25 protein-coding genes, 1 tRNA gene and 3 pseudogenes are annotated in these 26,410 nt (G+C 74.3%); 9 read left to right on the top strand and 20 right to left on the bottom strand.

What is annotated here, in order from left to right; translation table 11 throughout:
* Positions 1 to 430: 430 nt before the first annotated feature.
* The 6 genes from HNR12_RS00265 to HNR12_RS00240 form a co-directional block, all read right to left on the bottom strand.
* Positions 431 to 1,261 carry an SAM-dependent methyltransferase gene (locus HNR12_RS00265; RefSeq protein WP_179765557.1) on the bottom strand — a complete coding sequence of 277 codons (831 nt, stop codon included), beginning with the start codon at positions 1,259 to 1,261 and terminating at the stop codon, positions 431 to 433.
* A gap of 274 nt (positions 1,262 to 1,535) precedes the next feature.
* A complete protein-coding gene (locus HNR12_RS00260; protein ID WP_179765556.1) occupies positions 1,536 to 1,775 on the bottom strand; it encodes a DUF6411 family protein in 240 nt (79 codons plus the stop codon).
* Between the two features lie 425 nt (positions 1,776 to 2,200).
* Positions 2,201 to 3,079 (bottom strand): alpha/beta fold hydrolase, encoded by an 879-nt coding sequence (locus tag HNR12_RS00255; RefSeq protein ID WP_179765555.1) that lies wholly within the window; start codon positions 3,077 to 3,079, stop codon positions 2,201 to 2,203.
* A 139-nt stretch (positions 3,080 to 3,218) separates the two neighbouring features.
* On the bottom strand, positions 3,219 to 4,244 hold the full coding sequence (locus HNR12_RS00250) for an NAD(P)-dependent alcohol dehydrogenase (protein WP_338119693.1): 1,026 nt from the start codon (positions 4,242 to 4,244) through the stop codon (positions 3,219 to 3,221).
* 26 nt (positions 4,245 to 4,270) lie between these two features.
* Positions 4,271 to 4,516 (bottom strand): helix-turn-helix transcriptional regulator, encoded by a 246-nt coding sequence (locus HNR12_RS00245; RefSeq protein ID WP_179765554.1) that lies wholly within the window; start codon positions 4,514 to 4,516, stop codon positions 4,271 to 4,273.
* 3 nt (positions 4,517 to 4,519) lie between these two features.
* Complete coding sequence (locus tag HNR12_RS00240; protein ID WP_246424971.1) at positions 4,520 to 4,942, bottom strand: hypothetical protein; 423 nt, start codon at positions 4,940 to 4,942, stop codon at positions 4,520 to 4,522.
* A gap of 332 nt (positions 4,943 to 5,274) precedes the next feature.
* Here HNR12_RS00240 and HNR12_RS00235 point away from each other — a divergent pair, with 332 nt between their 5' ends.
* Positions 5,275 to 5,793, top strand: coding sequence for a VUT family protein (locus HNR12_RS00235; protein WP_179765553.1), 519 nt, complete (start codon positions 5,275 to 5,277; stop codon positions 5,791 to 5,793).
* A gap of 73 nt (positions 5,794 to 5,866) precedes the next feature.
* On the opposite strand, the gene HNR12_RS00230 is transcribed toward HNR12_RS00235, so the two are convergent.
* Complete coding sequence (locus tag HNR12_RS00230; protein ID WP_338119692.1) at positions 5,867 to 6,841, bottom strand: epoxide hydrolase family protein; 975 nt, start codon at positions 6,839 to 6,841, stop codon at positions 5,867 to 5,869.
* 71 nt (positions 6,842 to 6,912) lie between these two features.
* A pseudogene (locus tag HNR12_RS29360) lies at positions 6,913 to 6,972 on the bottom strand (hypothetical protein); the annotation flags it as partial.
* A gap of 63 nt (positions 6,973 to 7,035) precedes the next feature.
* Between HNR12_RS29360 and HNR12_RS00225 the strand changes: the two are divergent.
* Positions 7,036 to 7,392: pseudogene (locus HNR12_RS00225) on the top strand (helix-turn-helix transcriptional regulator); the annotation flags it as partial.
* 37 nt (positions 7,393 to 7,429) lie between these two features.
* Here the strand turns inward: HNR12_RS00225 and HNR12_RS00220 are convergent.
* The 5 genes from HNR12_RS00220 to HNR12_RS00200 form a co-directional block, all read right to left on the bottom strand.
* On the bottom strand, positions 7,430 to 8,662 hold the full coding sequence (locus HNR12_RS00220; RefSeq protein WP_218901818.1) for an IS30 family transposase: 1,233 nt from the start codon (positions 8,660 to 8,662) through the stop codon (positions 7,430 to 7,432).
* Between the two features lie 83 nt (positions 8,663 to 8,745).
* A tRNA-Val gene (locus HNR12_RS00215) sits at positions 8,746 to 8,819 on the bottom strand.
* 68 nt (positions 8,820 to 8,887) lie between these two features.
* A complete protein-coding gene (locus HNR12_RS00210) occupies positions 8,888 to 9,349 on the bottom strand; it encodes a peroxiredoxin (protein WP_179765552.1) in 462 nt (153 codons plus the stop codon).
* A gap of 146 nt (positions 9,350 to 9,495) precedes the next feature.
* Positions 9,496 to 9,927: a DUF3052 domain-containing protein gene (locus HNR12_RS00205; RefSeq protein WP_179765551.1), complete on the bottom strand. Its 432-nt coding sequence runs from the start codon at positions 9,925 to 9,927 to the stop codon at positions 9,496 to 9,498.
* 183 nt (positions 9,928 to 10,110) lie between these two features.
* Entirely contained in the window at positions 10,111 to 10,524 is a 414-nt protein-coding gene (locus HNR12_RS00200; RefSeq protein WP_179765550.1) for a YjbQ family protein, read from the bottom strand.
* A gap of 265 nt (positions 10,525 to 10,789) precedes the next feature.
* Between HNR12_RS00200 and HNR12_RS00195 the strand changes: the two are divergent.
* Positions 10,790 to 11,779 (top strand): annotated as a pseudogene (locus HNR12_RS00195) (DUF7800 domain-containing protein); the annotation flags it as partial.
* Between the two features lie 2,048 nt (positions 11,780 to 13,827).
* On the opposite strand, the gene HNR12_RS00190 reads toward HNR12_RS00195, so the two are convergent.
* From HNR12_RS00190 to HNR12_RS00170, 5 genes are all read right to left on the bottom strand, one after another.
* The gene (locus HNR12_RS00190; RefSeq protein WP_179765549.1) at positions 13,828 to 14,652 is read right to left on the bottom strand and encodes a putative hydro-lyase; all 825 of its coding nucleotides are present in this window, start codon (positions 14,650 to 14,652) and stop codon (positions 13,828 to 13,830) included.
* Between the two features lie 77 nt (positions 14,653 to 14,729).
* Positions 14,730 to 15,584 carry a 5-oxoprolinase subunit C family protein gene (locus tag HNR12_RS00185; RefSeq protein ID WP_179770284.1) on the bottom strand — a complete coding sequence of 285 codons (855 nt, stop codon included), beginning with the start codon at positions 15,582 to 15,584 and terminating at the stop codon, positions 14,730 to 14,732.
* A 53-nt stretch (positions 15,585 to 15,637) separates the two neighbouring features.
* Positions 15,638 to 16,249 (bottom strand): 5-oxoprolinase subunit B family protein, encoded by a 612-nt coding sequence (locus tag HNR12_RS00180; protein WP_179765548.1) that lies wholly within the window; start codon positions 16,247 to 16,249, stop codon positions 15,638 to 15,640.
* Between the two features lie 50 nt (positions 16,250 to 16,299).
* Positions 16,300 to 17,061, bottom strand: coding sequence for a LamB/YcsF family protein (locus HNR12_RS00175; protein WP_179765547.1), 762 nt, complete (start codon positions 17,059 to 17,061; stop codon positions 16,300 to 16,302).
* Between the two features lie 101 nt (positions 17,062 to 17,162).
* The gene (locus tag HNR12_RS00170) at positions 17,163 to 18,407 is read right to left on the bottom strand and encodes an NRAMP family divalent metal transporter (protein ID WP_179765546.1); all 1,245 of its coding nucleotides are present in this window, start codon (positions 18,405 to 18,407) and stop codon (positions 17,163 to 17,165) included.
* Between the two features lie 220 nt (positions 18,408 to 18,627).
* On the opposite strand from HNR12_RS00170, the gene HNR12_RS00165 reads away from it, so the two are divergent.
* The 3 genes from HNR12_RS00165 to HNR12_RS00155 all read left to right on the top strand — a co-directional run bounded on the left by HNR12_RS00165 (position 18,628) and on the right by HNR12_RS00155 (position 21,278).
* Entirely contained in the window at positions 18,628 to 19,332 is a 705-nt protein-coding gene (locus HNR12_RS00165; protein ID WP_179765545.1) for a GntR family transcriptional regulator, read from the top strand.
* Positions 19,333 to 19,415: 83 nt separating this feature from the next.
* Positions 19,416 to 20,111 carry a TetR/AcrR family transcriptional regulator C-terminal domain-containing protein gene (locus HNR12_RS00160; protein ID WP_218901816.1) on the top strand — a complete coding sequence of 232 codons (696 nt, stop codon included), beginning with the start codon at positions 19,416 to 19,418 and terminating at the stop codon, positions 20,109 to 20,111.
* A 183-nt stretch (positions 20,112 to 20,294) separates the two neighbouring features.
* Positions 20,295 to 21,278: an NAD(P)-dependent alcohol dehydrogenase gene (locus tag HNR12_RS00155; protein WP_179765544.1), complete on the top strand. Its 984-nt coding sequence runs from the start codon at positions 20,295 to 20,297 to the stop codon at positions 21,276 to 21,278.
* A gap of 46 nt (positions 21,279 to 21,324) precedes the next feature.
* On the opposite strand, the gene HNR12_RS00150 is transcribed toward HNR12_RS00155, so the two are convergent.
* A complete protein-coding gene (locus HNR12_RS00150; RefSeq protein ID WP_179765543.1) occupies positions 21,325 to 22,158 on the bottom strand; it encodes a hypothetical protein in 834 nt (277 codons plus the stop codon).
* 493 nt (positions 22,159 to 22,651) lie between these two features.
* Positions 22,652 to 23,872 (bottom strand): PucR family transcriptional regulator, encoded by a 1,221-nt coding sequence (locus HNR12_RS00145; RefSeq protein WP_338119691.1) that lies wholly within the window; start codon positions 23,870 to 23,872, stop codon positions 22,652 to 22,654.
* Positions 23,873 to 24,205: 333 nt separating this feature from the next.
* On the opposite strand from HNR12_RS00145, the gene HNR12_RS00140 reads away from it, so the two are divergent.
* From HNR12_RS00140 to HNR12_RS00130, 3 genes are all read left to right on the top strand, one after another.
* Entirely contained in the window at positions 24,206 to 25,090 is an 885-nt protein-coding gene (locus HNR12_RS00140; RefSeq protein WP_218902071.1) for an ACP S-malonyltransferase, read from the top strand.
* Entirely contained in the window at positions 25,090 to 26,043 is a 954-nt protein-coding gene (locus HNR12_RS00135) for a beta-ketoacyl-ACP synthase III (protein ID WP_179765541.1), read from the top strand. Before HNR12_RS00140 ends, HNR12_RS00135 begins: the two co-directional genes overlap by 1 nt.
* Before the next feature lie 80 nt (positions 26,044 to 26,123).
* Positions 26,124 to 26,366 (top strand): acyl carrier protein, encoded by a 243-nt coding sequence (locus tag HNR12_RS00130; RefSeq protein WP_179765540.1) that lies wholly within the window; start codon positions 26,124 to 26,126, stop codon positions 26,364 to 26,366.
* Positions 26,367 to 26,410: the final 44 nt, after the last annotated feature.

The raw sequence follows: 26,410 nt of genomic DNA, 5'->3' as shown, positions 1-26,410 counted from the left end.
CTCACCTGGGACTGTGCCAGCATGTGTCCGTCCGATTACCCAAAGTGAAAGGCGTGACCCATGAGCGATCTTCCCGGCCTTCTCGACCTCGTGCTCAGCGACGAGTCCATGTGGATCGAGGGCTGGCGCCTCGAACTGCTGGACGGCGACCAGGGCTGAGCCCTCGCCACCTGAGCACGAGGGCCCTCCCGGACCCGTGGGAGGGCCCCGCCCACGACCCCGTATCCGCACGTGAAAGGTAGACATCCATAAGTGAGCTTCCCGGCCTTGCCCTCGACCTGCTGAGCGACGAGGTCATGGTCGTCGAGGGCTGGCGCCTCGAACTGCTGGAGGGCGACCAGGGCTGAGCCCGCGTCCCCGCTCCGCGACGGCCCTCCGGGACTCCCCGGGGGGTCGCCCTTGTGCCGGGCGGCGTCGCCGACCGGGCCGGTCAGGGCTTGCGGCCCACCGCGCAGAACTGCGCCACCGGACGCACCTCCTCATCGGCGGGGTCCGGGCGCCACAGCGCGCACGACACCACACCCGGCTCCACCAGGTCCAGGCCGGCGAGGAACCGCTCCAGCCCGGCGGCGTCGCGCAGCGTCAGGGGCGTGGACCCGCCGTCGTTCCACAGCCGCGCGGCCTCCTCCATGGCGGTGCGGTTGACCTCGGTGGTGGAGTGCGCGATCGCCAGGTGGCTGCCGCTGGGCACGGCGTCCACCAGGCGCTTGACGATGGTCCGGGCCTGGTTGTCGTCGGGGATGAACTCCAGGATGCCCAGGAGCAGGACCGCCACCGGGCGGTCGAAGTCGAGCGTGCGGGCGGCCGCCTCCAGGACCGCTTCGGGCCGGCGCAGGTCGGCGTCGACGTAGTCGGTCATGACCGAGCCGTCGCCCACCAGCAGCGCGCGGGCGTGGGCCAGCACCACCGGGTCGTTGTCGACGTAGACCACCCGCGATCCGGGGGCGACCTCCTGGGCGATCTCGTGGGTGTTGCCGGCGGCCGGTATCCCGGTGCCGATGTCGAGGAACTGCCGCATCCCGGCCTCGCCGGCGAGGTAGCGCACGGCGCGACCGAGGAACGCGCGGTCGGCGCGGGCGTTGGCCACCATGTCGGGGAAGGCGGCGAGGATCTGGTCGCCGGTCTCGCGGTCGGCGGCGAAGTTGTCCTGGCCGCCCAGCCAGTAGTCCCAGATGCGGGCGGGGTGGGCCACGCTGGAGTCGATCTCGCGCGGCGGCGTGCCGGGGGCCCGCACGCGCATCCAATCCGGTGACCGGTTCATCGGTTCTCCTGCCCGTTCGGGGGTGGCGGCGACCGCGGACCGCCGTCGATCCTCCGGCATCGTAGTACCGATCATGCGCGCCGGAAGGGGCATTCGGTCCTGATTCCTCCGGCTTGCTCCCGGCACACCGGAGGGCCGCCGGTCGCCCGGCGGCCCTCCGGTTGTCCGCGTGTTCGGTTGTGCGTTCGTGTGCGGCGGTGCGGTCCCGAGCGCGCCGCCCGTCAAGGCCGGCAGGGGGCCGGGGGCCGCCCGAGCGTTCTCGGCGTGGGGGTGCCTACAGGGGCGTCTTGCCGCGGCCCCGCCGCCCGGCGCGGGCGCTCTTGCCGAGCAGCCGCTGCGAACTGGAGAACGGCTTGGCCGCCCAGCGGCCCAGCGGCCCGGGGGCCTTGCTCGCCCCGCGTCGGCCCGCGCCCAGCACGTCCTTGCTGCCCCGCTCCGGCCAGCGCGAGAGCATGGGGAACAGGAACGCCAGGACGAACAGCACCGCCGCGGCGATGACGATCCCGACAACCATTCCGACCTTCTTTCCGGTGTCCTTGCGGTCACCTGATCGGCTCTTTGCCTCGCGTCACCGGGCTACCCGTTCCGTAATGCGCAAACCGCCCACGCCCTCTCCGGGACCCGGCGAACCGCCCACCACAGCCGCGTTGACCTGCGAAAACACCAACCGCCGCGATGTCCGGCCGCTCCCCGCCACCGCCGGGCGTACGACCGGGACAGGCCGCGCGCCACCAGGCCGACCGGGGTCAGGCCCGTCCCAAGGGAGCCGCCCGGCAAGGGCGCCGGCGCGGCCCCGCGAGCACCCCCGCACCTGCCGCCCGCCTGGGCCCGGCAGCCGCCCGGCCGGGGCGGGGCACACGCAGCCCTCCGCCTGGCCCACCGGGCACAGGCGCAATCTGCCAGCGGCCGCCCGGTAGGCCCGCCGCCCCGCCGTCGGCCTCAGCCCTCGCCCAGCCGGTCGAGGAGCCGCCGCAGGACGGCCTCGGCGTGGGTCCACAGCACCGCTCCCCCGACCCCGGGCACCAGGTGCCGGACGGCACCGGGGATGCGGTCGGCGAGCGTGGCGCCCAGGTCGGGCGAGTGGCTGCGGTCGTCCTCGCCGTACCAGACGTCGACGGGCACCGCGACGGCGTCGAGGGCGATCTCCCAGCGCGCCATGGCCAGAACCGTGTCACGCGCGTACCCGGCGGCGGCGCCCTGGGAGAACCCCTCCTGCAGTGCCGCCCGGTAGGCCGCGGCGAAACCGGGTTCGGCGTAGACCGCGAGGTCGGACTCAGGGCTTCCCGCCATCACCATGTCGCGCATCGCCTCGGCGGTGAACCCGGCGAACCCCGCCTCGGCCCCCTCGGGGTCGGCGAGGACCGCGTCGACCAGCCGCCCGAACTCCTCGGGCAGGCCCGGCCGCACCGCCGGATGCGCGGCCTCGTCGGCGGCCGAGACCAGCGCCAGGGCGCTCACCACTCCGGCCGCCGCACACGCCAGCGCGAACGGCGCCCCTTGCGAGTTGCCCACCATGGCGGGCCGCCCGAGTCCGCGCCGCTCGGCGAGGCGGGCGATGTCGTGGGCGAAGTCGCCGAACCCGCGCCCGGGGGCGGGCGTTGAGGCGCCGAGCCCGGGGCGGTCGACGGCGACGAGCCGCACCCCGAGCGGGCCGACGACGTCGGGCCCGAAACCCAGCCGCCGACCGGTGCCGGCGCCCGGAGAGAACACCACGGGCACCCCGTCAAGCGGCCCCCACTCGGCCCACCCGAGCAGCCGCCCGTCGGGCAGCGCCTCAGTCCCGACCCGCTCGGGCTCCGCGACCCACCGCTCTCCCATGGCCCCCTCTTCCCACCTGCGTCAACACGAGCAGCCCAGCACCCTAGCGACCCGCCCGTGCGGGCGGCCACCGGTTTTCCGCGGGAGCGGAAGGGGTTTCGGGCGGCGCCGTGGCGGTGCCGCCCGAAACCCGTCGGGCTCAGGCCGTGAGGACCACGACCTCGGTCTTGTGGCCGGTGTCGACGCGCCGGTGGGCCTGCACCGCCTGCTGCAGGGGGTAGCGGCTGTCGATCACGGGCCGCATGTCGCCGGCTGCGGCGAGGGCGAGCAGGTGGGCCAGGTCGGCGGCGCGGGCCTCGGCGGGGCGCAGGCCGGTGAAGGCGACGGCGGCCCGGTGGCGGCCGAAGCGCGCGGTCCAGGCCGTCTGGAGCAGGACGGCCGGGCTCGGCACGGGGGTGAGGTAGGCGCCGCCCTGCTTGAGCAGGGGGCGACAGCGGGCGAAGCCGCTGGTGCCCACCGCGTCGAACACGAGGTCGTAGGCGCCGTGGGGCGCGGTGCGGGTGAAGTCGGCGGTCGTGCGGTCGATGACCTCGTCGGCGCCGAGGCCGGCCACCAGTTCGGTGTTGGCGGTGCCGCAGACGCCGGTGACGGTCGCGCCGAGGTGCTTGGCGAGCTGCACCGCGGCCGAGCCCACCGAGCCGGAGGCCCCGTTGACGAGGACGCGCCGGCCGCGGCGCAGACGGGCGTGGTCGCGCAGGAAGGGCAGGGCGGTGAGGCCGCCGTCGGCGAGCGCGACCGCGGTCTCGGGGCTGATGCCGGCGGGCAGCGCCGTCACGCCGGCGCGCGCCAGGACGACGTACTCGGCGTGGGCGCCGAAGGAGGTGCCGGTGACGCCGACGACCGGGTCGCCGACGCGCAGGTCCTCGACCCCGGCCCCGCGGGCGGCGACCACGCCGGCGGCGGCGCTGCCGAGCACGGGGTTGCGCGGCCTGCGCAGCCCGAAGGCCAGGCGGGCGAGGGCGGGGGCGCCCATGCGCGCGGCGGAGTCGGCCCGGTCGACCGTGGTCGCCTCGACGCGCACCAGGACGCCGGTGTCGCCGGGACGGGGCACGGGCACCTGCTCCACGCCGAGCACGTCGGGCGGGCCGTACCTGCGGCAGACGGCGGCGCGCATCGTGGCGGGAAGGGGGGAGCGGGCGGAGGGGGCGGGGGTGGAATGCGACACGGGGCGCCTTTCCGGCCGGTGGCGGCCTAGGTGGGGGTGCCGGTGCCGGTGTCGACGGGATCGGGGTAGTGGAACACCTCGTCCACCGGGACGCCGAACACGCGGGCGATCTGGAACGCCGTCTCCAGGGAGGGCGAGTAGCGCCCCTGCTCGATGGCGATGATGGTCTGGCGCGTCACCCCGACGCGGTCGGCCAGGGCGGCCTGCGTCATCTCGCCGTGGGCGAAGCGGAGCGCGCGGATGGAGTTGGTGATCCGGGTGGGCTTGGGCATGGGTCACAGGCCCCGGCGGTAGGCGACGATCTTGGCGGCCGAGGCGGTCAGCGCGTTGAGCACGAACCCCAGGTAGAGGACGTTGGCGATCCAGAAGTGCGGCACCCCGGCCATGGTGAGCCCGAGCGCGGCGGCGGTGACGGCGGCCAGGACGTAGAAGCCGATGTGCTCCCCGTGCCGGTTGATGGCGGCGTCGCGCTCGTCGAGTCGAGCGCGCTGCCTGGGCCCGAACAGCATGTTCAGCGGCAGGGCCACCCCGATGGCGACCAGCATCGGCACCACATACCCGATGTCGGCGACAGCCGTCCCCGGCACCTGCGCCATCACCAGCCCGAAGTACCCCACCGGCACAACCAACGCGACCAGGCCGTACACCCACACCCGCCGCTCCTCGTACGACACCGCCGCCTCCTCCATGTCAAACAAACCTGACATCCTTGAAGGTAAAGCGTTCCCGACACGGTGTCAATAATGCTTTACATGCTCGCGGAGGCGGAGGAGCCCTGGAATGCCAACTCCCAGCAGCCGGCCGACCGGGGCCTCACATCCTTTTCCGGTAGTCCGCCCAGTGCGGGGACGACAGAAACGGCAGCGGGGGCCCAGCCCAGGGCTTCGAGAACCCCCGGACGATCTCCCGCACCGGCGCAGGGGCCGACCGCGCCGACGCGGCAGGCGCCGGAATCACACCCTTTCCCGCGCGCCGCCCGCCGCCGCGCTGCCTATCATTAGCGCTTGCCCGAAGTCGCAGAAGGAGCCCCATGACGCCCCGCTCAGCCGCCCGGCCGCTTGTTCTGGCGTCCGCCTACGCTTTGACGGTCGTCGCGTCGAACCTCGCCGTCGCCTACGTCGGCATGCTGCCGGTGTGGCCGGGCATCACCGCGCCCGCCGGCGTGTACCTTGTCGGGCTCGCGCTGGTTCTGCGCGATCTGCTGCAGGACGCCACCTCATGGCGTTGGTCGGTGGCCGCTGTCGCCATGGGGGCCGCGCTGTCCGCGCTGTTCTCGCCCGAACTCGCCCTCGCGTCCGCTGCCGCCTTCCTGCTGTCGGAACTGGCGGACCTCGCTGTGTATACGCCAATGCGGCGCCGCGGCCTGATCATCGCGGTGGCGGCGTCCAACGCCGTCGGGCTGCTGCTCGACAGCGTCCTGTTCCTGTGGCTCGCGTTCGGCGACCTCGCCTACCTGCCGGGCCAGGTCCTCGGCAAGACCTGGATGACCGCCGCCGCCATCGTCGCCCTCCTGGCCATCCGCCGAGCCCGCCTGGAGGAGGCCCGCTGACCGCCGCCGACCCCCGGTTGCGCCACACCACCTGCGGCCGGGCGGCGACACACCGCCCGGCGCCTTGCACGCGTCAGCGGTAGCGGCCGAAGAACTCCCGGATGTCGGCGAGGAGCAGGTCGGGGGCCTCCATGGCCGCGAAGTGGCCGCCTCGGTCGTGGTCGGCCCAGAAGGTGATGTTGTTGACGCGCTCCTCGTCGCGGCGCAGGGCGATGTCCTGGACGGTGAACAGGCTGACCCCCGTGGGGACCGGTGAGGACTCCTCCTCGTCCCAGGCCTGTCCGTCCTCGTAGTACAACTCCGCCGAGGAGGCGGCCGTGCCGGTGAACCAGTAGACCGAGACGTCGCTGAGCAGGAGGTCGCGGTCGACCGCCTCGTGCGGCAGTTCCTTGGCGAGGTCGGTCATGTCGCGGATCTTGTCGACGATCCAGGCCAGTTGCCCGGCGGGCGAGTCGGTGAGGCCGTAGGCCAGGGTGCGGGGGCGGGTGGACTGGATGGCGATGTAGCCGCCGGCCTCGTTCATGAACTCGGCCATCCGCCGCACCCGGGCCCGTTCGCGGTCGGTCAGGGTGGGGTCGTCCTCGGCCGCGCTGGGGTACGTCGTGCCGCCGTTGACGTGCACCGCGACCACGTTGTCCGGAGCGAGCAGGCCCAGGGCGCGGGAGATGCCGCCGCCGAAGTCGCCGCCCTGCGCGCCGAACCGCTCGTAGCCCAGCCGACGCATCAGCTCGGCCCACGCTCGGGCGATCCGCCTGCTCGTCCAGCCCGCCTCCGTGGTGGGCCCGGAGAATCCGAACCCGGGTATCGACGGGATGACCAGGTGGAAGTCGCGCGACAGCGGCTCGATCAGGTCGAGGAACTCCACGACCGAGCCGGGCCAGCCGTGGGTGAGGTCCGGGGACTGCGAACGGACGTGCAGGAAGTGCACGCGCTGCCCGTCGATCTCGGTTGTGAACTGCGGGTAGGCGTTGAGGCGGGCCTCCCACGCGCGCCAGTCGTAGCCGTCGGCCCAGTAGGCGGCCAGCTCGCGCAGGTAGGAGACGGGCACACCGCGGCTCCAGTCCTTCTCGTCGCGCTCCCCGCTCCCCGCGGCCACCGGGTGCGGGCCAGCCGGTCGCGCAGGTCGTCCAGGTCTGCCTGGGGGACATCGATGCGGAAGGGACGGATCTCGTTCGTCATGGCGGCAACGCTAGGCAGCCGTTAGGTCAGGTCCAGTCCTAGCTCTGGCGCAGAATGAAACTCATGCTGGAAACCTCCGCCCGCCTGCTGCGTCTGCTCTCCCTGCTCCAGGCCCACCGCGACTGGTCAGGCCCCGAACTCGCCGAACGCCTGGGCGTGACCCCGCGTACCGTGCGCCGGGACGTGGAGCGGCTGCGCGCCCTGGGCTACCCGGTGCACGCCAGGGCCGGCGCCCCGGGGTACCGGCTGGGCCCCGGCTCCGATCTGCCGCCCCTCCTGCTGGACGACGAGGAGGCCGTGGCCGTCGCCGTCGGCCTGCGCACCGCCGCGACCGGCACGGTGGCCGGGATCGCCGAGACCTCGGTGCGCGCGCTGGCCAAGCTGGAACGGGTGCTGCCCGCCCGGCTGCGGCACCGTGTGCGGGGCGTATTCGACCGGTCGTCGCAACACCGGTTGATCAATTGGCTGTCGCTAGGAGCCTAGCGAGACGCTCGGCCGGGGTCTCCCAGCCGAGCGTTTTTCGCGGTCTGGCGTTGAGTTCGGCAGCAACGGTGTCCAGGTCATCGCGGGTGAGGACGGACAGGTCGGTGCCGCGTGGGAAGTACTGGCGCAGCAGGCCGTTGGTGTTCTCGTTGCTGCCGCGCTGCCAAGGCGAGTGAGGATCGCAGAAGTAGACGGGCATGTCGGTGGCCATGGTGAACTCGTAGTGCAGGCCCAGCTCTGACCCCTGGTCCCAGGTGAGCGAACGTTTCAGCTGGGTGGGCAGGGTGCGCATGGTGGTGACCAGGGCGTCGCGGACGGTCTCGGCGGTCCGGTCGGTGGGCAGGTGGACCAGCAAGACGTAGCGGGTGGTGCGCTCTACCAGGGTGCCTATCTGCGACAGATGGTTCTTGCCGATGATCAAGTCGCCCTCCCAGTGGCCCGGGACGGCGCGGTCGGCGACTTCGGCCGGCCGCTCGCTGATCATTACCATCGGGGTGGCATAGCGCGGTTGCCGCTGTTGCGCCTGGCGGCGCGGCTTGCGGTAGGCGCGGCCGGTGCGCAGCGCTCGGATGAGTTCGCGGCGCAGCTCACCGCGGCCCTGGACGTAGAGGGCTTGGTAGATGGTCTCGTGGCACACGCGCAGGTCCGGTCGGTCGGGGAAGCGGCGCCGCAGCATCTGGCTGATCTGCTCTGGGCTCCATTTCATCTCCAGCCAGGACTGGACTATGCCGCGCAGTTCGGGGTTGGCCACCAGCTTGCCGGGCTTGGGCCGGGCTCGACGCTGGTTGGCGCGGGCCTGGGCGGCGTGCGGCCGGTAGTGCCAGTCGTTGCGGGCGCCCTCGGTGCGGTTGCGGCGAACCTCCCGGCTGATCGTCGAGGGACTGCGGCCCAGTTCAGCAGCGATCGTCCGCAACGACGCGCCCTCGCGGAGTCGGTCGGCGATGTGGATTCGGTCGGACTCGTTCAGGTACCGCCCCGACAAAAGCGAAGGTCGGGGCGCCTCCGTAACCGGAGGCGCCCCTGGACGGCCGCTGGTCGGGTTGGTCCCGTTCCTCCACCGCTTGCCGGTTCGCCGATTGACGCCGACGATCCGGCAAGCTGCCTGACTGCTGTACCCCGACTCCATGAGCCGGAAGTATTCCGCCCGCTCCCGCTCTAGCTTCTTGCGGCCCTGTGGCCCTCTGTCCTTGCGGATCTCGAACCCCATCGCATCCCCTGGCTCAGGGTGTTGCGACGACCGCTAGAAGGTGAGTCCGCAGGCCGGGGGGCGTCTTCTGTGTTCAGGAAGCGTGGGCGCGAGAGGACTCGAACCTCCGACCACCCGCTTGTAAGGCGGGGGCTCTGACCAACTGAGCTACACGCCCGGATGTCGTGGTGAGACCCGGTGAACGGAGATTGTACCGGGTCTTCGGTGGGTGGCGGTGGCGGCGGGTCAGGCGAGGGCGGCCAAGGCCTTGCGGTAGTCGTCGATGTCGCGGGGCTGCGAGATCGGGTTGACGACCGACCAGCGGACCACGCCTTCCTTGTCGATGAGGAAGGTGCCGCGCACCGCCACGCCGCGCTTGTCGTCGAAGACGCCGTAGGCCTGCGCGGTCGCGCCGTGCGGCCAGAAGTCCGACAGGAGGGGGTAGGTGAGGTTTTCGCGGTCGGCCCAGGCGCGGTGGGTGAACATGGAGTCCACCGACACCGTGAGCAGCTGCACGTCCTCGTTCTCCAGTTCGGAGATGTTGTCGCGCAGCGCGCACATCTCGCCCTCGCACACGCCCGAGAACGCCAGGGGGTAGAACACCAGCACGACGTTCTTGCGGCCGCGGAAGTCCGCGAGCCGCACGGTCTGGCCGTGCTGGTCGGCGAGTTCGAAGTCGGGCGCGGGCTGGCCGGGTTCGATCGGCATGCGGCTTCCTTCCCTGCCTGCGGGCGGTCGGCTTGCGGGCATTCCACGGGTGCCGCCCGCCTCTGCCAGCGGACGGCACTCCCACCGCGGTCCACCCTAGGGCAAGACCGCTCACGGCAAGGCCGTCCAGGGTCGGACGGTGCGGGCTAGCGCTGCATCTTCGGTGCGACGAGCCGGGTGCCCGACCAGTCAGGGCCGGCACTGACGGCGCTGGTCTGGGACAGGCCCGCGGTGGTGGCCGCCTCGGCGACGTCGCTCGGCGCGACGTGTCCCTCCCGGCCCGGCTTGGGGGTCAGCACCAGGATGATGCCGCCGCCCTCGACCGCGCCGAGCACGTCGACGAGGACGTCGGTGAGGTCGTCCTCCTCGTCGCTGCGCCACCACAGCAGCGCGGCGTCCACGACGCCGTCGTAGTCCTCATCGGCCAACTCTTCGCCGGTGCACTCGACGATCGACGCACGGAGCTTCTCGTCCACGTCGTCGTCGAACCTGAACTCCTGCACCACCTGACCCGGTTTGAACCCGAGTCGATCGGCCAGGCCACGTTCACTTTGTGCCTGACCCGCGGTCGCGCTCACGAAAGTCCTCCTCCACAAGTTCTTCAATCTCTGGCCGTCCGCGCTTCTGTACAGCGGCGGACCGGCCGGGCGCGGTCCCGTCCACCGGGGCGACCCGCTGTTGAGGGCTAAGTTCACACGCTGGGGACCTGATCCGTCAACGCGCATGTGCCCTGCTGTGTACCGCTCCTACCATCCTGGCCGCTATGCGGCGCCCGTCAAGAACGAGAGGCGGACTTGGCGGTCCGGATTGTCACCGTTGAGGTCCACCAGGGCGATCGACTGCCAGGTGCCCAGCTCGACACGGCCGCCCACCACCGGAACGGTGGCGTAGGGCGGGATGAACGCCGGCATCACGTGGTCGCGGCCGTGTCCGCGCGAGCCGTGCTTGTGCCGCCACCGGTCGTCGGGCGGCAGCAGGTCGCGCAGGGCCGCCAGGAGGTCGTCGTCGGACCCGGCCCCCAGCTCGATGATGGCCACACCGGCTGTGGCGTGCGGCACGAAGACGTGCAGCAGGCCGTCGCCGCCCGTCTCGGCGACGAAGTCGCGGCACATGCCGGTCAGGTCCGTGATGCTCTCCGACCCGCCCGTGTGCAGGTCGAGAAGTTTTGTCCGCATGCGGCAACGATTACCCACGTTGCCGTGCCCTTCAACCATCCGCAGGTGCCGACCGTCCGCGCCGTGGCCGGCCCGGTGGCCGGGCCCACCGGCGACCCTCCGGGCCACCGGCCGGCCGCCCGGCCCGCGGCCCGGCGGGTCGCCCGGCCGCCGTCCACAGGCCCCGTATCGAAGGTGCGTCCCGTAACGTCCGGCGGCCATACTCAGTGCGTAAGGCCGGAAGCGGGAGCACCCGCCCCGGCACCACGGCTACCAGGGGGTGACAGTGGCCACCGGTCTGCGTCTCGGCCCGATGCTGCGGCACGTCACGGACACGACGGCGACCATCTGGGTCGAGACCGATGCGCCCTGCCGCGTCACGGTCGCGGCCGGAGAGCACACCGCCCACGCCCGCACGTTCACCGTGCACGGCCACCACTACGCGCTGTGCGACCTGCGCGGCCTGCCGCGCGGCGCCGCGCTGCCCTACACCGTGCGGCTCGACGGCGAGGTGGTGTGGCCCCTGGCGCGGACCGACCGCGCCACCGCACCCGGGGCCGCCCATCCGCCGAGTCTGGTCACCACCCTGGACCCCGGGTCGCCCACCCGCATGCTGTTCGGCTCCTGCCACACCCCCACCGACCACTCCAAGCGGGCGGTGCTGCGCTACGGGGTCGACATGCTGCGCGCCTACGCGCTGCGGCTGGCCGCCGCCCGGCGGGCCGCGGCCGGCCCCTCGGCGGCCGCCGATTCCCCGGGCACCGCCAGGGGCCGGGCCGCGCAGAGCATGGAGCGGACCGTGCGGGGCGCCATGACCGCCCAGGCACCCGGCGACGAGGAGGCCGAGCCCTCGCTGCTGCTGCTCATCGGCGACCAGGTCTACGCCGACGAACTCCAGCCCGAGATGAAGGACTACCTGCGCCGCCGCCGCGCCGACGCGCGCGTGCGCGACACCGGCCCCACCCCGCCCGACGGCGAGGTCGTGTCGTTCGAGGAGTACGCCGAGCTGTACCGCCAGGCGTGGTCGGACCCCGACATCCGGTGGCTGCTGTCGACCGTGCCCACCCTGATGCTGTTCGACGACCACGACATCCGCGACGACTGGAACACCTCGGGCGCGTGGCGCCGCAAGATGGCCGGCAACCCCTGGTGGCAGCGCCGCATCACCGCCGGGCTGGGCGCCTACTGGATCTACCAGCATCTGGGCAACCTCTCGCCGGAGCTGCGCGCGGCCGATCCCGTCCTGCGCCAGGTCCTTCAGTCGGGCGGCGCGGCGGCGGTGGAGTCGGCGCCGGGAGCGGCGGCGGTCGCCGGCGCACCGGTGGACGGCCGGCCGTCCGGAGCCGAGGGCACGGCCGCTGCCGCGGCCCCCGTGTCGTCGGAAGTCCCGGGAACGCGGGTGGACGACGCAAGCGGTGCCGGCGGTGCCCGTGGTGAGGGCGGCGGCAGTGAGAGCCGTACCGGCGGAACCGACGACGCGGACGCCGCCCGCAGGGCCGCGGCCGACGCCGCCGGCCCCGACTCCGACTCCGACGACCAGCCCACCGCGCTCATCCCCCACCTGGCGGACGAACCGGACAGCCCTCCCGCCGACAGCGGGGGCGGCGCCGAGTCCGCCGACGACGAACCGACCGCCCTCGTCCCGCCGCTCCCCCACGAACGCGACACCGGCGACACCGGCGAACGCGTCGAGACCGCGCCCGGGAGCCCCGACGAGCAGGCCGCCCCCTCGGCCGCACCCGGCCCCGACACCGCTTCCCCTGACGCCCCTGACACCCCTGACGTTCCCGCCGCTGACGACGGCGCCGCCGGCGCCGTTCCGCCGACCGCGGCGCTCCCCCGGCTTCCCGAGGGTGAGGACGGCGCGGAGATCGTAGAGCCCCAGGAGGCCCCGGAGGAACCGGCCGCCGGTGCCCCGGCCGCCGACGGCGCCGCCGAACCCGGTCCGGGCGGTCCCGTCCCGCCGGCCGCTCCTCTCCCGCAGGTCCCCGGAGGCGTGGGCGCGCCGCCCGCCGCCGAGGGCGGCGACGACGCGCCCACGGCCCTCCTCCCCCACCTGCCCGAGGCCCCGGGCGCCGGGGACGCTGAGGAGCCGCTTGGTGGCGTTCCCGCCGGCGCCGTGGCCGCGCCCGACGACCCCACCGCGCCCGTCCCCCAGGTGGCGCCGGCACCGGGCGCGCCGACCTCCGGCGGGGACGCGCGCGCCGAGGAGCGCGTCGCCGACGACGGCGGCGCGGGCGTCCAGGAGGCCGTGCCCGCCGACCGCCCCGCCTCTGCCGCCCCCGCGCCGGCGCCGGAGGGAGCGCGGGCGGCCCAAAGCCCCGCCGCCGCGCCCGCCGGCGGGGACGCCGCCCCGGTCGTGGACGACTTCGCCTGGCGCGCCCACCGCGAACCCGACAGCTACCGCTGGAGCTTCCGCTTCGACATCGGCCGCAACCGCCTGCTGATGGTCGACACCCGCTGCGGCCGCGTCGTCGAGGACGACACCGACCGCAGCATGCTCGACCCCCGCAGCGCCGCCTGGCTCGACGACCAGCTCACCGGCGACGTCGACCACCTGGTCATCGCCAGCACCCTGCCGTTCCTGCTGCCCAAGGGCGTGCACCACCTCGAAGCCTGGAACGAGGCCGTGTGCGCGGGCGCGTGGGGCTCGGCCCTGCGCGGCCCCGGCGAGACCCTCCGCCAGGGCGTCGACCTGGAGCACTGGGCCGCCTTCCAGAACTCCTTCCGCTCCATCACCGACTCCGTGCTGCGCGTGGCCGCCGGTGAGCGCGGCGCGCCGCCCGCCAGCGTGCTGTTCCTCGGCGGCGACGTCCACTTCTCCTACCTGGCGCGCGCCCGCACGCCCGACGGCGACCGGCCCGGGGGCACCCGCATCGCGCAACTGGTGTGCTCGCCCACGTGCAACTGGATGCCGCCGATGCTGCGCCGCATGACCTGGTTGAGCGTGCGCGGCATCACCGGGGTGATCGGCGGGTGGATGGCGCGGGCGGCCGGGGTGCGCCCGCCCGCGGTCGACTGGCGCCTCGACGGCGGCCCCTGGTACGACAACTCCCTGGCCACCCTGTCGCTCGACGGCCGCCGGGCCGAGGTCGTGTGGTCGCACTCCCCCATCGTCAAGGCCACGGTGAAGCGGCTGACGCCCAACGAGTCGCCGCGCCCCAAGGTGCGCGAACTGGCGCGCCACCGGCTCACCGACTGATCGTGTGGGGGCGGCGCCGGTCCGGCCGCGCGCCCCCACGCCGCGCGGCCGGACCGGCGCCGCCCCTCCTCCGGCCGTGCGGCCGGGGTCCGTGTCGGCCGCGCGGGCGGCCCGGTGCCGGTCTAGGGCACCTGGTAGTCGCTGTCGCGTGCGTCGGTGATCGCCATGTGGCCGGGGGCGTGCCCGATCGCGAACTCCGGCTTGGAGGCCATCACCGCCGCCTGCGGGGTCACCCCGCAGGCCCAGAACACCGGCACCTCGCCCGGCAGCACCTCGACCGGGTCGCCGAAGTCGGGCCGGTCCAGGTCGGCGATCCCCAGGGTGGCGGGGTCGCCCACGTGCACGGGCGCGCCGTGCACCGAGGGGTAGCGCGAGGTGATCCGCACCGCGTCGGCCACCTGGTCGGCCGGGATGGGCCGCATCGACACCACCATGGGCCCCGCCAGCCGCCCCGCCGGGCGGCAGGGCCGGTTGGTGCGGAACATCGCGACGTTGGTGCCGGCCTCGATGTGGCGCACCGGGATGTCCGCCTGGAGCATCGGCGCCTCGAACGTGAAGCTGCACCCGATGAGGAACGCCACCAGGTCCGGCCGCCACAGCTCCCGCACGTCGGTGTACTCCCCCTCCAGTTCCCCGTGGCGGTAGACCCGGTAGGCGGGCAGGTCGGTGCGCAGGTCGCCGGCGAAGACGGACGCCGCGGCCTCGCCGGGCTCGGTGACGTCCAGGACCGGGCACGCCTTGGGGTTGCGCTGGGCGAACAGCAGGAAGTCGAACGCCAGGTCGCGCGGCAGCGCGATGAGGTTGGCCTGGGCGTACCCGGCCGCGTAGCCCGCCGTGGGGACCCGCAGTCCGGCGCGGAACAGCGCCCGCGCCTCCTGGGGGCTCAGTGCGGCGGGGTCGGCCGGAGCGGTCGGGGCGGGTACGTGGACGGTGTCGGTGTCTGCCATGGCGGTCGGTCCTTTCGTGCGCGGCCGGTGGCCGGAACGGGTGCCGAGCGCGGTGCGGGCCGGTCGGTCCGCGGCGCTCACAGGTGGAAGCGCAGCCGCGTGCCGGGGCGCGCCTGCGCCGCCCGCGCCACGTCGGCGGCCACCACCACGGCGATGACCGGGTAGCCGCCGGTCACCGGATGGTCGGTGAGGAACAGCACCGGGTCGCCGTCCGGCGGGATCTGCAGCGACCCCGGCACCATCCCCTCGCTGGGCAGTTCGCCGTGCTCGCGGCGCTCCAGGGCGGGCCCGGCCAGCCGCGCGCCGACCCGGTCGCTGCGCGCGGTGACCTCGTACTCGGCGTGCAGCAGCACCTCCACGGCCGCGTCGGTGAACCAGTCGGCGCGCGGCCCCAGCACCACCCGCAGGTCCATCCGGGCGGCCCCCACCGGCGGGTGCGCCACCCAGTCGGCCGCGGGCAGGGCGCGGGGCGGCGGCCCCACGGGCAGCACCGCCCCCGGGCGCGGCACGGGCGGCCCCAGCCCGGCCAGGGTGTCGGTGCTGCGCGAGCCCAGCACGGGTGCGACGTCGATGCCGCCGCGCACCGCCACGTAGCTGCGCAGCCCGGTGGCGGGTATCCCCAACTCCAGTTCGGCGCCGTCGGGCAGGTGCAGCACGGTGTCGACGGCCGCGCCCCGGCCGTCGACCGTGACCGGGCAGGGCGCGCCGGTCACCGCGACGGTGACCGCGCCCCGCGCGCGCAGCCGCAGCCCGCCGAGGACGACCTCCAGGGCGGCGGCGCCGTCGGGGTTGGCCACCAGCCGGTTGGCCAGCGCGTAGGAGGCGGCGTCGGCCGCCCCCGAGCGGCCGATGCCCAGGTGGGCGTGGCCGTGGCGGCCCGCGTCCTGCACGGTGGTGCCCATTCCGGTGCGCAGCACCTCGACCGCCGCCATCGGGGCGCTCGCCTCCTCGGGTGTCGTCGGTTCGGCCGGCGCGGCCAGCGTGCTCACGGCGCCTCCCGGAACCGCACCCGCACGCCCGGCCGCAGCAGCGCGGGCGGGTCGCGGTCGGTGTCCCACACCACCAGCTCGGTGCGGCCCAGGAGCTGCCAGCCGCCCGGCGAGCTGCGCGGGTAGACCCCGGTGAACTCGCCCGCCAGCGCCACCGCACCCGCGGGGACGCGGGTGCGGGCCTCCGAACGGCGCGGCAGGCGGAACCGGGGGTCGTCGCTGACCATGTAGCCGAACCCGGGGGCGAAGCCGCAGAAGGCGACGGTCCAGGTGGCGGCGGTGTGGGCGGCGACGACCTCGCGCTCGGACATGCCCAGGTGGGCGGCGATGTCGGCGAGGTCGGCGCCGTCGTAGTGCACGGGCACCTCCAGCTCGCCGGCGTCGGCGCGGCGGCCGGGCCGGGGCCGCAGGCGGCGCACCGCCTCGGCCACGGCGGCCGGGTCGGTGCGCCCGGGCTCGACCCGCAGCAGCACGGTGCGGGCGGCCGGGACGACGTCGGTGACGCCGTCCGGCCGCCGCTCCTCCAGCGCCGCCTGGAGGGCCAGCGCCTCGTCGAGGCCCCCGACCTCGACGAGCACCCCCCAGTCGGCGCAGTTCAGCACGCGCAACGCCCCGTCCCCCTTCGCATCGGCCCCGCCCCCGGTCTGCTTCGCCGCCGCTAGGCGGCCGTGAACGGCGTGATCTGCACCCCCGCGCCGCGCAGCCGGTCGGCGACAGCCTGGGCGATGCGGACCGCGCCGGGGCTGTCGCCGTGCACGCACAGCGAGTCGGCCTCGATGCGGATCGGGGTGCCGTCGACCGCCTCCACCGGCTCGCCGCGCACCATGCGCAGGCACCGCTCGGCGATCTCGTCGGGGTCGTGCAGCACCGCGCCGCGCTCGCGGCGCGACACCAGGGTCCCCTCGGGGGTGTAGGCGCGGTCGGCGAACGCCTCGCGCACGGTGCGCAGCCCCGCCTGCTCGGCGCGGTGCAGCCACACCGAGCCGGGCAGGCCCAGCACCGGCAGCGCGGCGTCGTAGCGCGCCACGGCCTCGGCCACGGCCGCCGCCTGGTCCTCGTGGTGGACGATGGCGTTGTACAGCGCGCCGTGCGGCTTGACGTAGCGCACGCGCTCCCCGGCCACGCGCGCCATGGCCTCCAGCGCGCCCAGCTGGTAGAGGACGTCGTTGGTCAGCTCGCGCGGCGGGACGTCGATGAAGCGCCGCCCGAACCCGGCGAGGTCGCGGTAGCCCACCTGGGCGCCGATGGCCACGCCGCGCTCGGCGGCGCGCTCGCACGTCTCGCGCAGCACGGTGGGGTCGCCGGCGTGGAACCCGCAGGCGACGTTGGCGCTGGTGACGATTCCCAGCAGGGCGGTGTCGTCGCCCAGCTCCCAGCGGCCGAAGCTCTCGCCGAGGTCGGAGTTGAGGTCGATGCGCACCTGGCGGTCTCTCCTCTCAGTTGCCCCATACAGGCTCATACCAGGCGGACGGCGCGGGGTAACCGCACCGTCCGCCGCCTATCGCGCCGTCGGCGCGCCGGTCACTGCCACAGGGCGGCGATGCCGCTCAGCGAGTTGACCGCGATGTAGACGGTCAGCAGCCAGGCCAGCACGCCGATCACCAGCAGCCACTTCGGGTAGCGGTAGCCGTTCAGCAGGTCGCGACGGCGCGCCGCGATCCAGAGCATGATCCCCATGCCTACCGGCAGGATCAGGCCGTTGAGCGCCCCGGCCATGATGAGCAGGGTCTGCGGCGCCTGGCCCAGGGTCAAAAACAGCACCAGGCAGACGGCGATGAACCCGGCGACCAGCCAGTTGCGGTTGCGGCTCGTCCACGGGGTGAAGGTGGCCACGAACGACACCGAGGTGTAGGAGGCGCCGATGACCGAGCTGATGGCCGCCGCCCACATGATCACGCCGAACAGCCGCCGCCCCAGGTCGCCCGCCGCGTGCGCGAACGCCTCGGCGGGTGCGTTGGGCGAGTCGAGGATGGCCGCGCCGCCGGTCACCACGCCCAGCACCGCCAGGAACAGCAGCACCCGCATCAGGCCGGTGACCAGCACGCCGATGACCGAGGACCGGCTGACCGCCTCGACGTTGTCGACTCCGGTCTGGCCGCTGTCGATGAGGCGGTGCGCCCCGGCGTAGGTGATGTAGCCGCCGACCGTGCCGCCGATGATGGTGACCGTGGCCAGGAACAGGTCGCCGTCGAGCCGGTCGGGCATCACCGACTGGCGCAGCGCCTCGCCCACGGGCGGGTCGGAGACCAGGGCGACGTAGAGGGTCAGCCCGATCATCACCACGCCCAGCACCACGAGGATGCGGTCCAGGGCCGCACCGGCGCCGCGCATGACGAACACGGCGATGGCGATGAGGGCCGACACCGTGGCGCCCACCCGCAGGTCGACGCCGGCCAGCGCGTCCAGGCCCAGCGCGGTGCCGGCGATGTTGCCGACGTTGAACACCGCGCCGCCGAACACCACCAGCGCGGCCAGGACGAAGCCGACGCCCGGCAGGACCTTGTTGGCGAGGTCCTGGGCGCGCATCCCGGCCACGCCGATGACCCGCCAGATGTTCAACTGGACCGCGATGTCCACGAAGATCGACACGAGGATGGCGAAGGCGAAGGTGGCGCCCAGCCGCGCGGTGAAGTCGGTGGTCTGGGTGATGAAGCCGGGCCCGATGGCGCTGGTGGCCATCAGGAACATGGCACCGAGCAGGCCGCTGCTGATGACGACACGGCGCGCCCGGGGCGGCCGCCGCGTGGCCTCGGGGGTTTCGCTCATGCAAAGCCTCCAGGGGATGGATGTGCCGAAGCGGTGAGACGGCCACGGCGACGTGAGACGGCCACCACTTTGATTGTTGAACAATACTCCAATACTTCAATGTTGGCCATGGGCGCGCCGGTAAACTCCCTGTTACCGCGCTTGGGCCGATCCCCGTGCGCCGCTCCACCGCCATCCGCGACAATGAAGGCGTACGTCCCCCCGCAGATGAGGAGCGCGCGTGACCGCCACCGGCGACTGGATCGACAACCTCCCCGACGTCGGAGGGGAGCTGGAACGGTCCAGTACCGCCGAACGGGTGGCCGACCTCCTGCGCGGCCACATCATCGACGGCGTCCTCGCGCCGGGCGCGCGCCTGTCCGAGGAGCGCATCGGCAAGAAGTTCCGGGTCTCCCGCAACACCCTGCGCGAGGCGTTCCGGCTGCTGGGCCACGAGCGCCTCCTGGTCCACGAGTTCAACCGCGGCGTGTTCGTCGCCAAGCCCGACGCCGCCGACGTCGTCGACCTCTTCCGGGTGCGCCGCACCGTGGAGCTGGGCGCGGTGCGCGCCGGCGCCGACGCCCCGCCCGAGGCCGTCGCGGCCATCGGCGCGGCCGTGGAGCAGGGCGAGCGCGCCCGCGAGCGCGGCGACTGGGAGGGCATCGGCACCGCCAACATGGCCTTCCACCGCGCCGTCAGCGGCCTGGTGGGCAGCCCGCGCATCGACGAGATGATGCGCCAGATCCTGGCCGAGCTGCGGCTGGTCTTCCACGTCATGGCGGCGCCGCGCGACTTCTACGAGCCCTACCTCGACCGCAACCGCGCCATCTACGAACTGATGGCCGCGGGCGCCTTCGACACCGCCGCCGCCGAGCTGTCCGGCTACTTCGACATCGCCGAGCGCCAGCTCCTCGACGCGTTCACCGCTCCGGCCAAACGCGGCTGACCCGCACCCCCGGCGCCCGCGGCCGCCGCCCGCCCACGGCGCGGGCGCCTGGATACGATGACCGGCAGAGAGGGGTGGTGCCCGTGTCCGCGCACGCCGAGCCCGAAGCCCGGTACCGGATCCCGCTGAGCCGCGACCGGGTCCTGCGGGCGGCGGTCCGGCTCGCCGACGAGCACGGCGTCGAGGCGCTGACCATGCGCCGCCTGGCCGAGGACCTCGGCGCCGAGGCCATGTCGCTCTACCACCACGTCGCCAACAAGGGCGACGTCCTCGACGGCATCCTGGACCTGGTGGCCACCGAGATCCACGAGACCGTCGAGGCGCTGGACACCCCCGCCGCCGGGGCCGCCTGGAAGCAGGCCGTGCGGCGGCGCATCCTGACCGCCCGCGAGGTGCTGCTGCGCCACCCCTGGGCGCCCGCCCTGTTCCAGACGCGCTCGGCCGCAGGCCCCGCGGTCATCCGCTACTACGACGGCCTGCTGGGGCTCATGCGCCAGGGCGGGTTCTCCTACGACCTCGGCCACCACGCGCTGCACGCCCTGGGCAGCCGGGCACTGGGGTTCGCCCAGGAGCTGTTCGACCCCGCCGCCGGCGGCGGCTCCGGCGCCGAGGTCCCGCCCGAGATGGCCGAGCAGCTGCCGCACCTCACCGGGATGATCGCCGAGATCGCCCACGACGACCCCGACTCCACCCTGGGCTGGTGCGACGACCAGGCGGAGTTCGAGTTCGGGCTCGACCTCATCCTCGACGGCCTGGACCGGCTGCGCGGCTCGCGGTAGCGGCCGACCGCGCCGCCGCCGTGCGGCGGCCATCCCTTCCCTTACCTCCCGGAGGCGTGCGCACCGCACCCCTTGACAGCCTTACGGCGTACGACTAACTTACGCCGTAAGACACCCTTACGCGGTAAGATCCTCTTGCGGCGTACGAACCAGTCGCGCCCCGCGCGGCGGACAGGGGACACCATGAAGGCGTTCGTCCTTCACTCGTTCGGCCCGCCCCGATCCCTCGACCTCACCGACCTCGACACCCCGGTCCCCGGGGAGGGCGAGGTCCTCGTCCGCGTCCACGCGACCTCCGTCAACCCCTACGACTGGCACCTCATGCGCGGCGAGCCCCGCGTGGCGCGCCTGATGGGCACCGTCGGACTGCGCCGCCCCGCCGTGCGCGTGCTCGGCGCCGACATCGCCGGCCGCGTCGAGGCGCTCGGTCCCGGCGCCACCGGCGTGGCCGTGGGCGACGAGGTCTACGCGCTCACGCGGGGCGGCGGGTTCGCCGAGTACGCCCGTGTCCGCGTCGACGAACTCGCACCCAAGCCGGCCGGCCTCACCTTCGAGCAGGCCGCCGCGGTGCCCCTGGCCGCCTGCACCGCCCTGGCCGCCCTGGACGACGGCGCGGCCGTGGGTCCCGGCCGGCGGGTCTGCGTCAACGGCGCCACCGGCGGAGTGGGCACGTTCGCCGTCCAACTCGCCGCCGTCTACGGCGGCCGGGTCACCGGCGTCTGCGGCCCGCACAACGCCGGCCTGGTCCGCTCCCTGGGCGCCGCGGAGGTCATCGACTACACCCGCTCCGACTTCACCCGCGGCGGCGCCCGATTCGACCTGCTGGTGGACATCGCCGGCAGCCGCTCGGCGTGGGCCTGCCGCCGGGCGCTGAGCCCCGGGGGCACCCTGGCGGCCGTGGGCGGCCCGGCCGGCCGGTGGGTGCAGCCCGCCGGGCACGTGCTCGGCGCGGCCGCGCTCAACGCGTTCGTGCCGCAGCGCATGGTGGCCGCCGACGTGTTCACACCGCCGCGCACGGCCCGGCGGCTGCGCGAACTGGCCGGGCTGCTGGCCGAGGGCCGGATCGCCCCGGTGATCGACCGCACCTACCCGTTCTCCGAGATACCGGCCGCCGTGGCCTACCAGGAGGCGGGCCACGCACCGGGCAAGGTGGTCGTCACCGTCTGACGGCGCGGCCCGGCCCCGCGTGCCGGGGCCGGGCCGCGCCCGGTGGTCAGTTCTTGGTCTGGGGCGCCTTGGGCCGAGGGCTGCCGCGGCCGGGGCCGTTCTTGCGCCGCTGGGGCCGCGTGGAGCGCAGGATGCGCCGCGCCTGGGCCGGCATCGACGACACCGCGAACCCGGGGATCACGTGGCTGGGCTCGGCCTTGGGGTAGGCGCTGGTGACCGCGAGGCGCTCGGGCAGGCCGGAGTCGCTGAGCAGGCGGGAGTCGTCGTCATCGGTGCCGTGGTCGGAGTCGGCGGACTCCGCCGCGCTGCCGGAGTCGGCGGAGCCGGCGCCCCGCACCGGGCCGCGCCCCGCCCGCCAGGCGCGGTAGCGCGCGGCCAGCGGCGTGACGATCGGCCACTCCACGGGCGCGGGCTGGGCCAGCGCCGCCCACAGGTAGGCCTTGGTGCCCCAGCCCTCCATGGCGCGGCGGGCGCGGGTGATGGTGAAGAAGGTCGGGGAGGCCAGCACCAACTGCGGCCAGGCCAGCACCAGCGCGGCGAGCAGGGGGAACATGCCGCCGCCGGCGATGGAGGAGCCCGCGCCCACGACGACGGGGGTCAGCGCCAGGGCGATGCGCAGTGCGGTGATCTGGCGGAAGCGGTGCAGCGAGCGCCGCACCGACGCCTCGGCCGACAGCCCCTCGGGCAGGGGGGTGGGCTGCACCATGACGGCCAGCAGCAGCGAGGCCACGGCCACCGAGCCGGAGAGGAGGATGGTCACGCCCGGCGCCGAGAACCGCCCGCCCACCATGAGCGCGACCACGGCGAGGATCGGGATGGGCGCCGGAAGGAAGAAGAGGACCTGGCGCCACAGCTGCCCGGATTCCGTCGGCCGTCTCACAGCCGCCGACAACCTGGAGTACAGCGTTCTGACCCGACCGATGACCACTGCCCAACACCCCCCAATACTCGTGCTCCACCATGCGTGCGAGTGGGAGTCCCCTCGGCGCCTCACGGGGGTGCGCGCCCCCGGCGCGCACGGCCCACGGGCCGTGCCGCGCGGGCCCGGAAATCGTGACCTACCACCCGCCGAATAAGGTATCCGCTTTTCGGTGGCCCCGTGCCCGCTTGTCGCGGACTTCCCGCAGGTGTGGACGCGGGAGGGGGTCCACCGGTTCACACTGTTGGGCCGACTTTGGCCGGCGGTTCGGTCACTGTCGCACCGGCGGCCACCGGGCGGCGGCCGCGGCCGGAGGGGAAGGTCCCGCCGCATGGACGATCGTCCCCCTTCCTCCCCCCTGCCGCGGGCCTCAATCCCCGCCGCGCCCACCGATCGTGACGGGCGGCCCACCGCGCCGCCGCGCATCCGCCGGCCCCGGGGCGCGGGGCCTTGCTCAGGTGCCGCGCTCCGACAGCCGCCCCAGGGTCACCGCGATCCGCAGCACGAAGGAGCCCCGGCCGTCGGCGGGGGCGTGGCCGGTCAGCTCGGTGATCCGGTTGAGGCGGTAGCGCACCGTGTTGGGGTGCACGAAGAGCATCCGCGCGGTGGCCTCCAGCGACGAGGCGTGCTCGAGGTAGACCGACAGGGTGTCCAGCAGCGGCGAGCCCGCCTTGCGCAGCGGCAGGTAGACCTCCTCGACCAGCTGGCGGCGCGCCGCGGTGTCGCCCTCCAGGGCCCGCTCGGGCAGCAGGTCCTCGGCGCGCACCGGCCGGGGCGCGTCGGGCCAGGCGATGGCCGCGCGCAGGCCGTTGACCGCCGCGCGCACCGAGTGCCCGGCCACCCGCAGGTCGCCCACGGCCGGCCCGAGCACGATCGGGCCCGGCCCGAACAGCCCGGCCAGCGGCTCGGCGGCCTGCAGCGGAGCGGAGTCGCCGGTCAGCTTCTCGCTGATGCCGATCACCGCGATCACCCGCTCGCCCTGCACGCCGGCCAGCACGTCGTGCCCGGCCCGCCGCGCCGCCGCGCGCAGGTCCTCCAGCGTGCTGTCGGAGTCCTCCCCCAGGCCGCCCGCCATCGCGAGCACCGGTGTGCGCGACCACCCCAGCGCCGAGCCCCAGGTCTCCAGCCCCTCCTCGCGGTCGCCGTGCAGCAGCGCGTCGACCACCAGGGCCTCCAGCCGCTCGTCCCAGGCGCCGCGCGCCTCGGCGGCCCGCGCGTAGATCTTGGCCGAGCTGAAGGCGACCTCGCGGGTGTAGCGCAGCACCGCCTCGCGCAGCTGCTGCTCGCCGCCCGGCGCGGCCAGGTCCTCGACCTGGTTCTCCACGACGTCGATGACCACGCGGATCATGTCGACGGTCTGCTGGAGGGTGACCGAGCGGGTCAGCTCGCGCGGGGCGGTGCCGAACACCTCGACGGTGATGGCGGGCCGGCCCCGCGCGGGGTTCTTGAACCAGTCGACGAACGCCGCCACGCCCGACTGGGCCACCAGGCCCACCCAGGAGCGGTCCTCGGCCGACATCCGGCGGAACCACGACAGCCGCTGCTCCATCCGCGCCACCGCGGCGGTGCCCAGGGTGCCCATGGCGCGCTCCAGGCGGCGCACGGTCGCGGCGCGTACGGCGTCGTCGCCGCCGTGCGGCTCGGGCGGGGTCTGCTCAGCGGATTCCGTGGTCACGCTCCCTAGGGTGGCACCACTCGGCGCGCGCGGGCGCCGCCGGGGCGGCCCGGAGCTCCGCCCGGCCGCACCGGCCCCGGCGCCGGGGGCGCGGCCCCGCGGGGCCGCGCGCGGCCGCCGGGCGCCCCGGATGTGACGTGTATCGCGCTTTTCACCGCTCGTTTGCCCAAAATTGTAGGACGGCAACAAACCGAGGCCCTGTTTTTTCGTCCGGGTCCTCATCCGGCTGGTGGGGATCTACAGGGCAAGGTGGATGACGTGCTTGTCATCGTTGCTCCCGGCCAGGGCGCGCAGGTCCCCGGATTCCTCGCCCCGTGGCTCGAACTCCCCGGCATGTCCGAGCGCTTCGAGAGCTGGTCCGACGTCGTCGGACTGGACCTGAAGCGCTACGGCACCACGGCCGACGCCGACGAGATCCGCGACACCGCCGTCGCCCAGCCGCTGCTGGTCGGCGCGGGCCTGGCGGCGACCGTCGCGCTCTTCGGCGACCTCGCGGCCGCCCCCGAGTCCATCGACGCCGTGGCCGGCCACAGCGTCGGCGAACTGGTCGCGGCCGGCGTCGCCGGCGTGTTGCGCCCCGAGGACGCGCTGGCGCTGGTCGCCGAGCGCGGCCGGGCCATGGCCGACGCGGCGGCCCAGACCGCCACCGGCATGACCGCGGTGCTGGGCGGCGACCGCGCCGAGGTGCTGGCCGCCATCGAGTCCCACGGGCTGACCCCCGCCAACGACAACGGCTCCGGGCAGATCGTGGCCGCGGGCACGCTGGAGCAGCTGGCCGCGCTGGCGGCCGACCCGCCCGCGCGCACCCGGCTGCGCCCGCTGTCGGTGGCCGGCGCCTTCCACACCCACCACATGGCCCCGGCCGTGGAGCGGGTGGCGCGCCTGGCCAAGACCATCACCCCCGCCGACCCCCGCACCCGGCTGCTGTCGGTGCGCGACGGCGCGGTGGTCTCCGGCGGCGCCGAGTACCTGGACCGCCTGGTGGCCCAGATCAGCGCCCCCGTGCGCTGGGACTCCGTCACCGAGACCCTCGCCGGCCTGGGCGTGACCGCACTGATCGAACTGCCCCCCGCCGGCACGCTGACCGGCCTGGCCAAGCGGGCCCTGCCCGGCGTGGAGCGCCTGGCGGTCAAGACCCCCGAGGACCTCGACCGCGCCCGCGAACTCGTCGCCGAGCACGCCGGGACCCCCGCACCCGAACCGGAAGGCCGCTCCTGATGAACATCGCCCCCTCGGCCGCCGGCGCGCGCATCGTCGGCCTCGGCGAGTACCAGCCCAGCAACGTGGTCACCAACGACGACCTCGCCAAGCGGGTGGACACCTCCGACGAGTGGATCCAGACCCGCGTCGGCATCAAGGAGCGCCGCATCGCGGGCCCCGAGGACACCGTGGTGAGCATGGCGGTCGCGGCGGGCGGCAAGGCGCTGGCCGACGCCGGCCTCTCCCCCGACGACATCGACCTGGTGATCGTCGCCACGTGCACGCTGACCGAGCAGATCCCCAACGCGGCGGCGCGGGTGGCCGCGCGCCTGGGGGTCACCGCGCCCGGCGCCTTCGACGTCAACGCCGCCTGCGCGGGGTTCAGCTACGCCCTGGGCCTGGCCAACGACGCCATCCGCAGCGGGTCCTCGCGCAACGCCCTGGTCATCGGCTCGGAGAAGCTCTCGGAGTGGATCGACTGGGACGACCGCTCCACCTGCGTGATCTTCGCCGACGGCGCGGGCGCGGCGGTGGTGTCGGCGGCCGAGACCCCCGGCATCGGCCCGGTGGTGTGGGGCAGCTCCGGCGAGCGCGCCGAGAACATCCACCTGCGCGAGGGCAAGTACCTCTACCAGGAGGGCCAGGCGGTCTTCCGGTGGGCCACCACCGAGCTGAACAAGGTGGCCGAGGAGGCCCTGCGCCGCGCGGGCGTGGCGCCCACCGACCTCCACGCGTTCGTCCCGCACCAGGCCAACCTGCGCATCATCGAGTCCATCGCGCGCAAGCTGGGCGCGCCGCAGGCGATCATCGCCCGCGATATTGTCACCGCGGGCAACACCTCGTCCGCGTCGATCCCCCTCGCCCTTGCGCGCATGGCCGGGCGCGGCGAGCTGCCCTCGGGGAGCCTCGTGCTCGTTATGGGCTTCGGCGCCGGCCTGAGCTACTCGGCCCAGGTGCTGGAGATCCCCTAGACACCCGCGGTGCGCCGGCGCCACCGGCGTGCCCGCGGCCCCTGACCGACAACGTTCCACCTCAAAGGAGAAAGCCCGACATGGCGCAGCACACCGAGCAGGAGATCCTCGACGGCCTCGGCGAGATCATCGACGAGATCGCCGGTGTCCCGGCCGCCGAGGTCACCCCGGAGAAGAGCTTCGTGGACGACCTCGACATCGACTCCCTGTCCATGGTCGAGATCGCGGTCGCCGCCCAGGACAAGTTCGGGGTCGAGATCCCCGACGACCAGCTCAAAGACCTCAAGACGGTCCAGGACGTCGTCAACTTCATCCAGAAGTAGGCCGGGCGCCCGCCGGCCGGGCGCCGGCGGGCCTCCCCAGCGCG

The organism is Streptomonospora nanhaiensis (assembly GCF_013410565.1).
GTDB lineage: Bacteria > Actinomycetota > Actinomycetes > Streptosporangiales > Streptosporangiaceae > Streptomonospora > Streptomonospora nanhaiensis.
This window is presented reverse-complemented; position numbering and strand designations above follow the sequence as displayed.

What these genes read in the sequence shown, in the direction of transcription:
- HNR12_RS00235 (WP_179765553.1), top strand. Translation starts at nt 5,275, where the DNA reads ATGACGCCCCGCTCAGCCGCCCGGCCGCTTGTTCTGGCGTCCGCCTAC.
- HNR12_RS00170 (WP_179765546.1), bottom strand. Translation starts at nt 18,407, where the DNA reads ATGAGCGAAACCCCCGAGGCCACGCGGCGGCCGCCCCGGGCGCGCCGT.
- HNR12_RS00140 (WP_218902071.1), top strand. Translation starts at nt 24,206, where the DNA reads ATGTCCGAGCGCTTCGAGAGCTGGTCCGACGTCGTCGGACTGGACCTG.
- HNR12_RS00255 (WP_179765555.1), bottom strand. Translation starts at nt 3,079, where the DNA reads ATGGGAGAGCGGTGGGTCGCGGAGCCCGAGCGGGTCGGGACTGAGGCG.
- HNR12_RS00200 (WP_179765550.1), bottom strand. Translation starts at nt 10,524, where the DNA reads ATGCGGACAAAACTTCTCGACCTGCACACGGGCGGGTCGGAGAGCATC.
- HNR12_RS00265 (WP_179765557.1), bottom strand. Translation starts at nt 1,261, where the DNA reads ATGAACCGGTCACCGGATTGGATGCGCGTGCGGGCCCCCGGCACGCCG.
- HNR12_RS00220 (WP_218901818.1), bottom strand. Translation starts at nt 8,662, where the DNA reads ATGGGGTTCGAGATCCGCAAGGACAGAGGGCCACAGGGCCGCAAGAAG.
- HNR12_RS00155 (WP_179765544.1), top strand. Translation starts at nt 20,295, where the DNA reads ATGAAGGCGTTCGTCCTTCACTCGTTCGGCCCGCCCCGATCCCTCGAC.
- HNR12_RS00135 (WP_179765541.1), top strand. Translation starts at nt 25,090, where the DNA reads ATGAACATCGCCCCCTCGGCCGCCGGCGCGCGCATCGTCGGCCTCGGC.
- HNR12_RS00130 (WP_179765540.1), top strand. Translation starts at nt 26,124, where the DNA reads ATGGCGCAGCACACCGAGCAGGAGATCCTCGACGGCCTCGGCGAGATC.
- HNR12_RS00185 (WP_179770284.1), bottom strand. Translation starts at nt 15,584, where the DNA reads ATGGCGGCGGTCGAGGTGCTGCGCACCGGAATGGGCACCACCGTGCAG.
- HNR12_RS00210 (WP_179765552.1), bottom strand. Translation starts at nt 9,349, where the DNA reads ATGCCGATCGAACCCGGCCAGCCCGCGCCCGACTTCGAACTCGCCGAC.
- HNR12_RS00245 (WP_179765554.1), bottom strand. Translation starts at nt 4,516, where the DNA reads ATGCCCAAGCCCACCCGGATCACCAACTCCATCCGCGCGCTCCGCTTC.
- HNR12_RS00260 (WP_179765556.1), bottom strand. Translation starts at nt 1,775, where the DNA reads ATGGTTGTCGGGATCGTCATCGCCGCGGCGGTGCTGTTCGTCCTGGCG.
- HNR12_RS00190 (WP_179765549.1), bottom strand. Translation starts at nt 14,652, where the DNA reads ATGGCAGACACCGACACCGTCCACGTACCCGCCCCGACCGCTCCGGCC.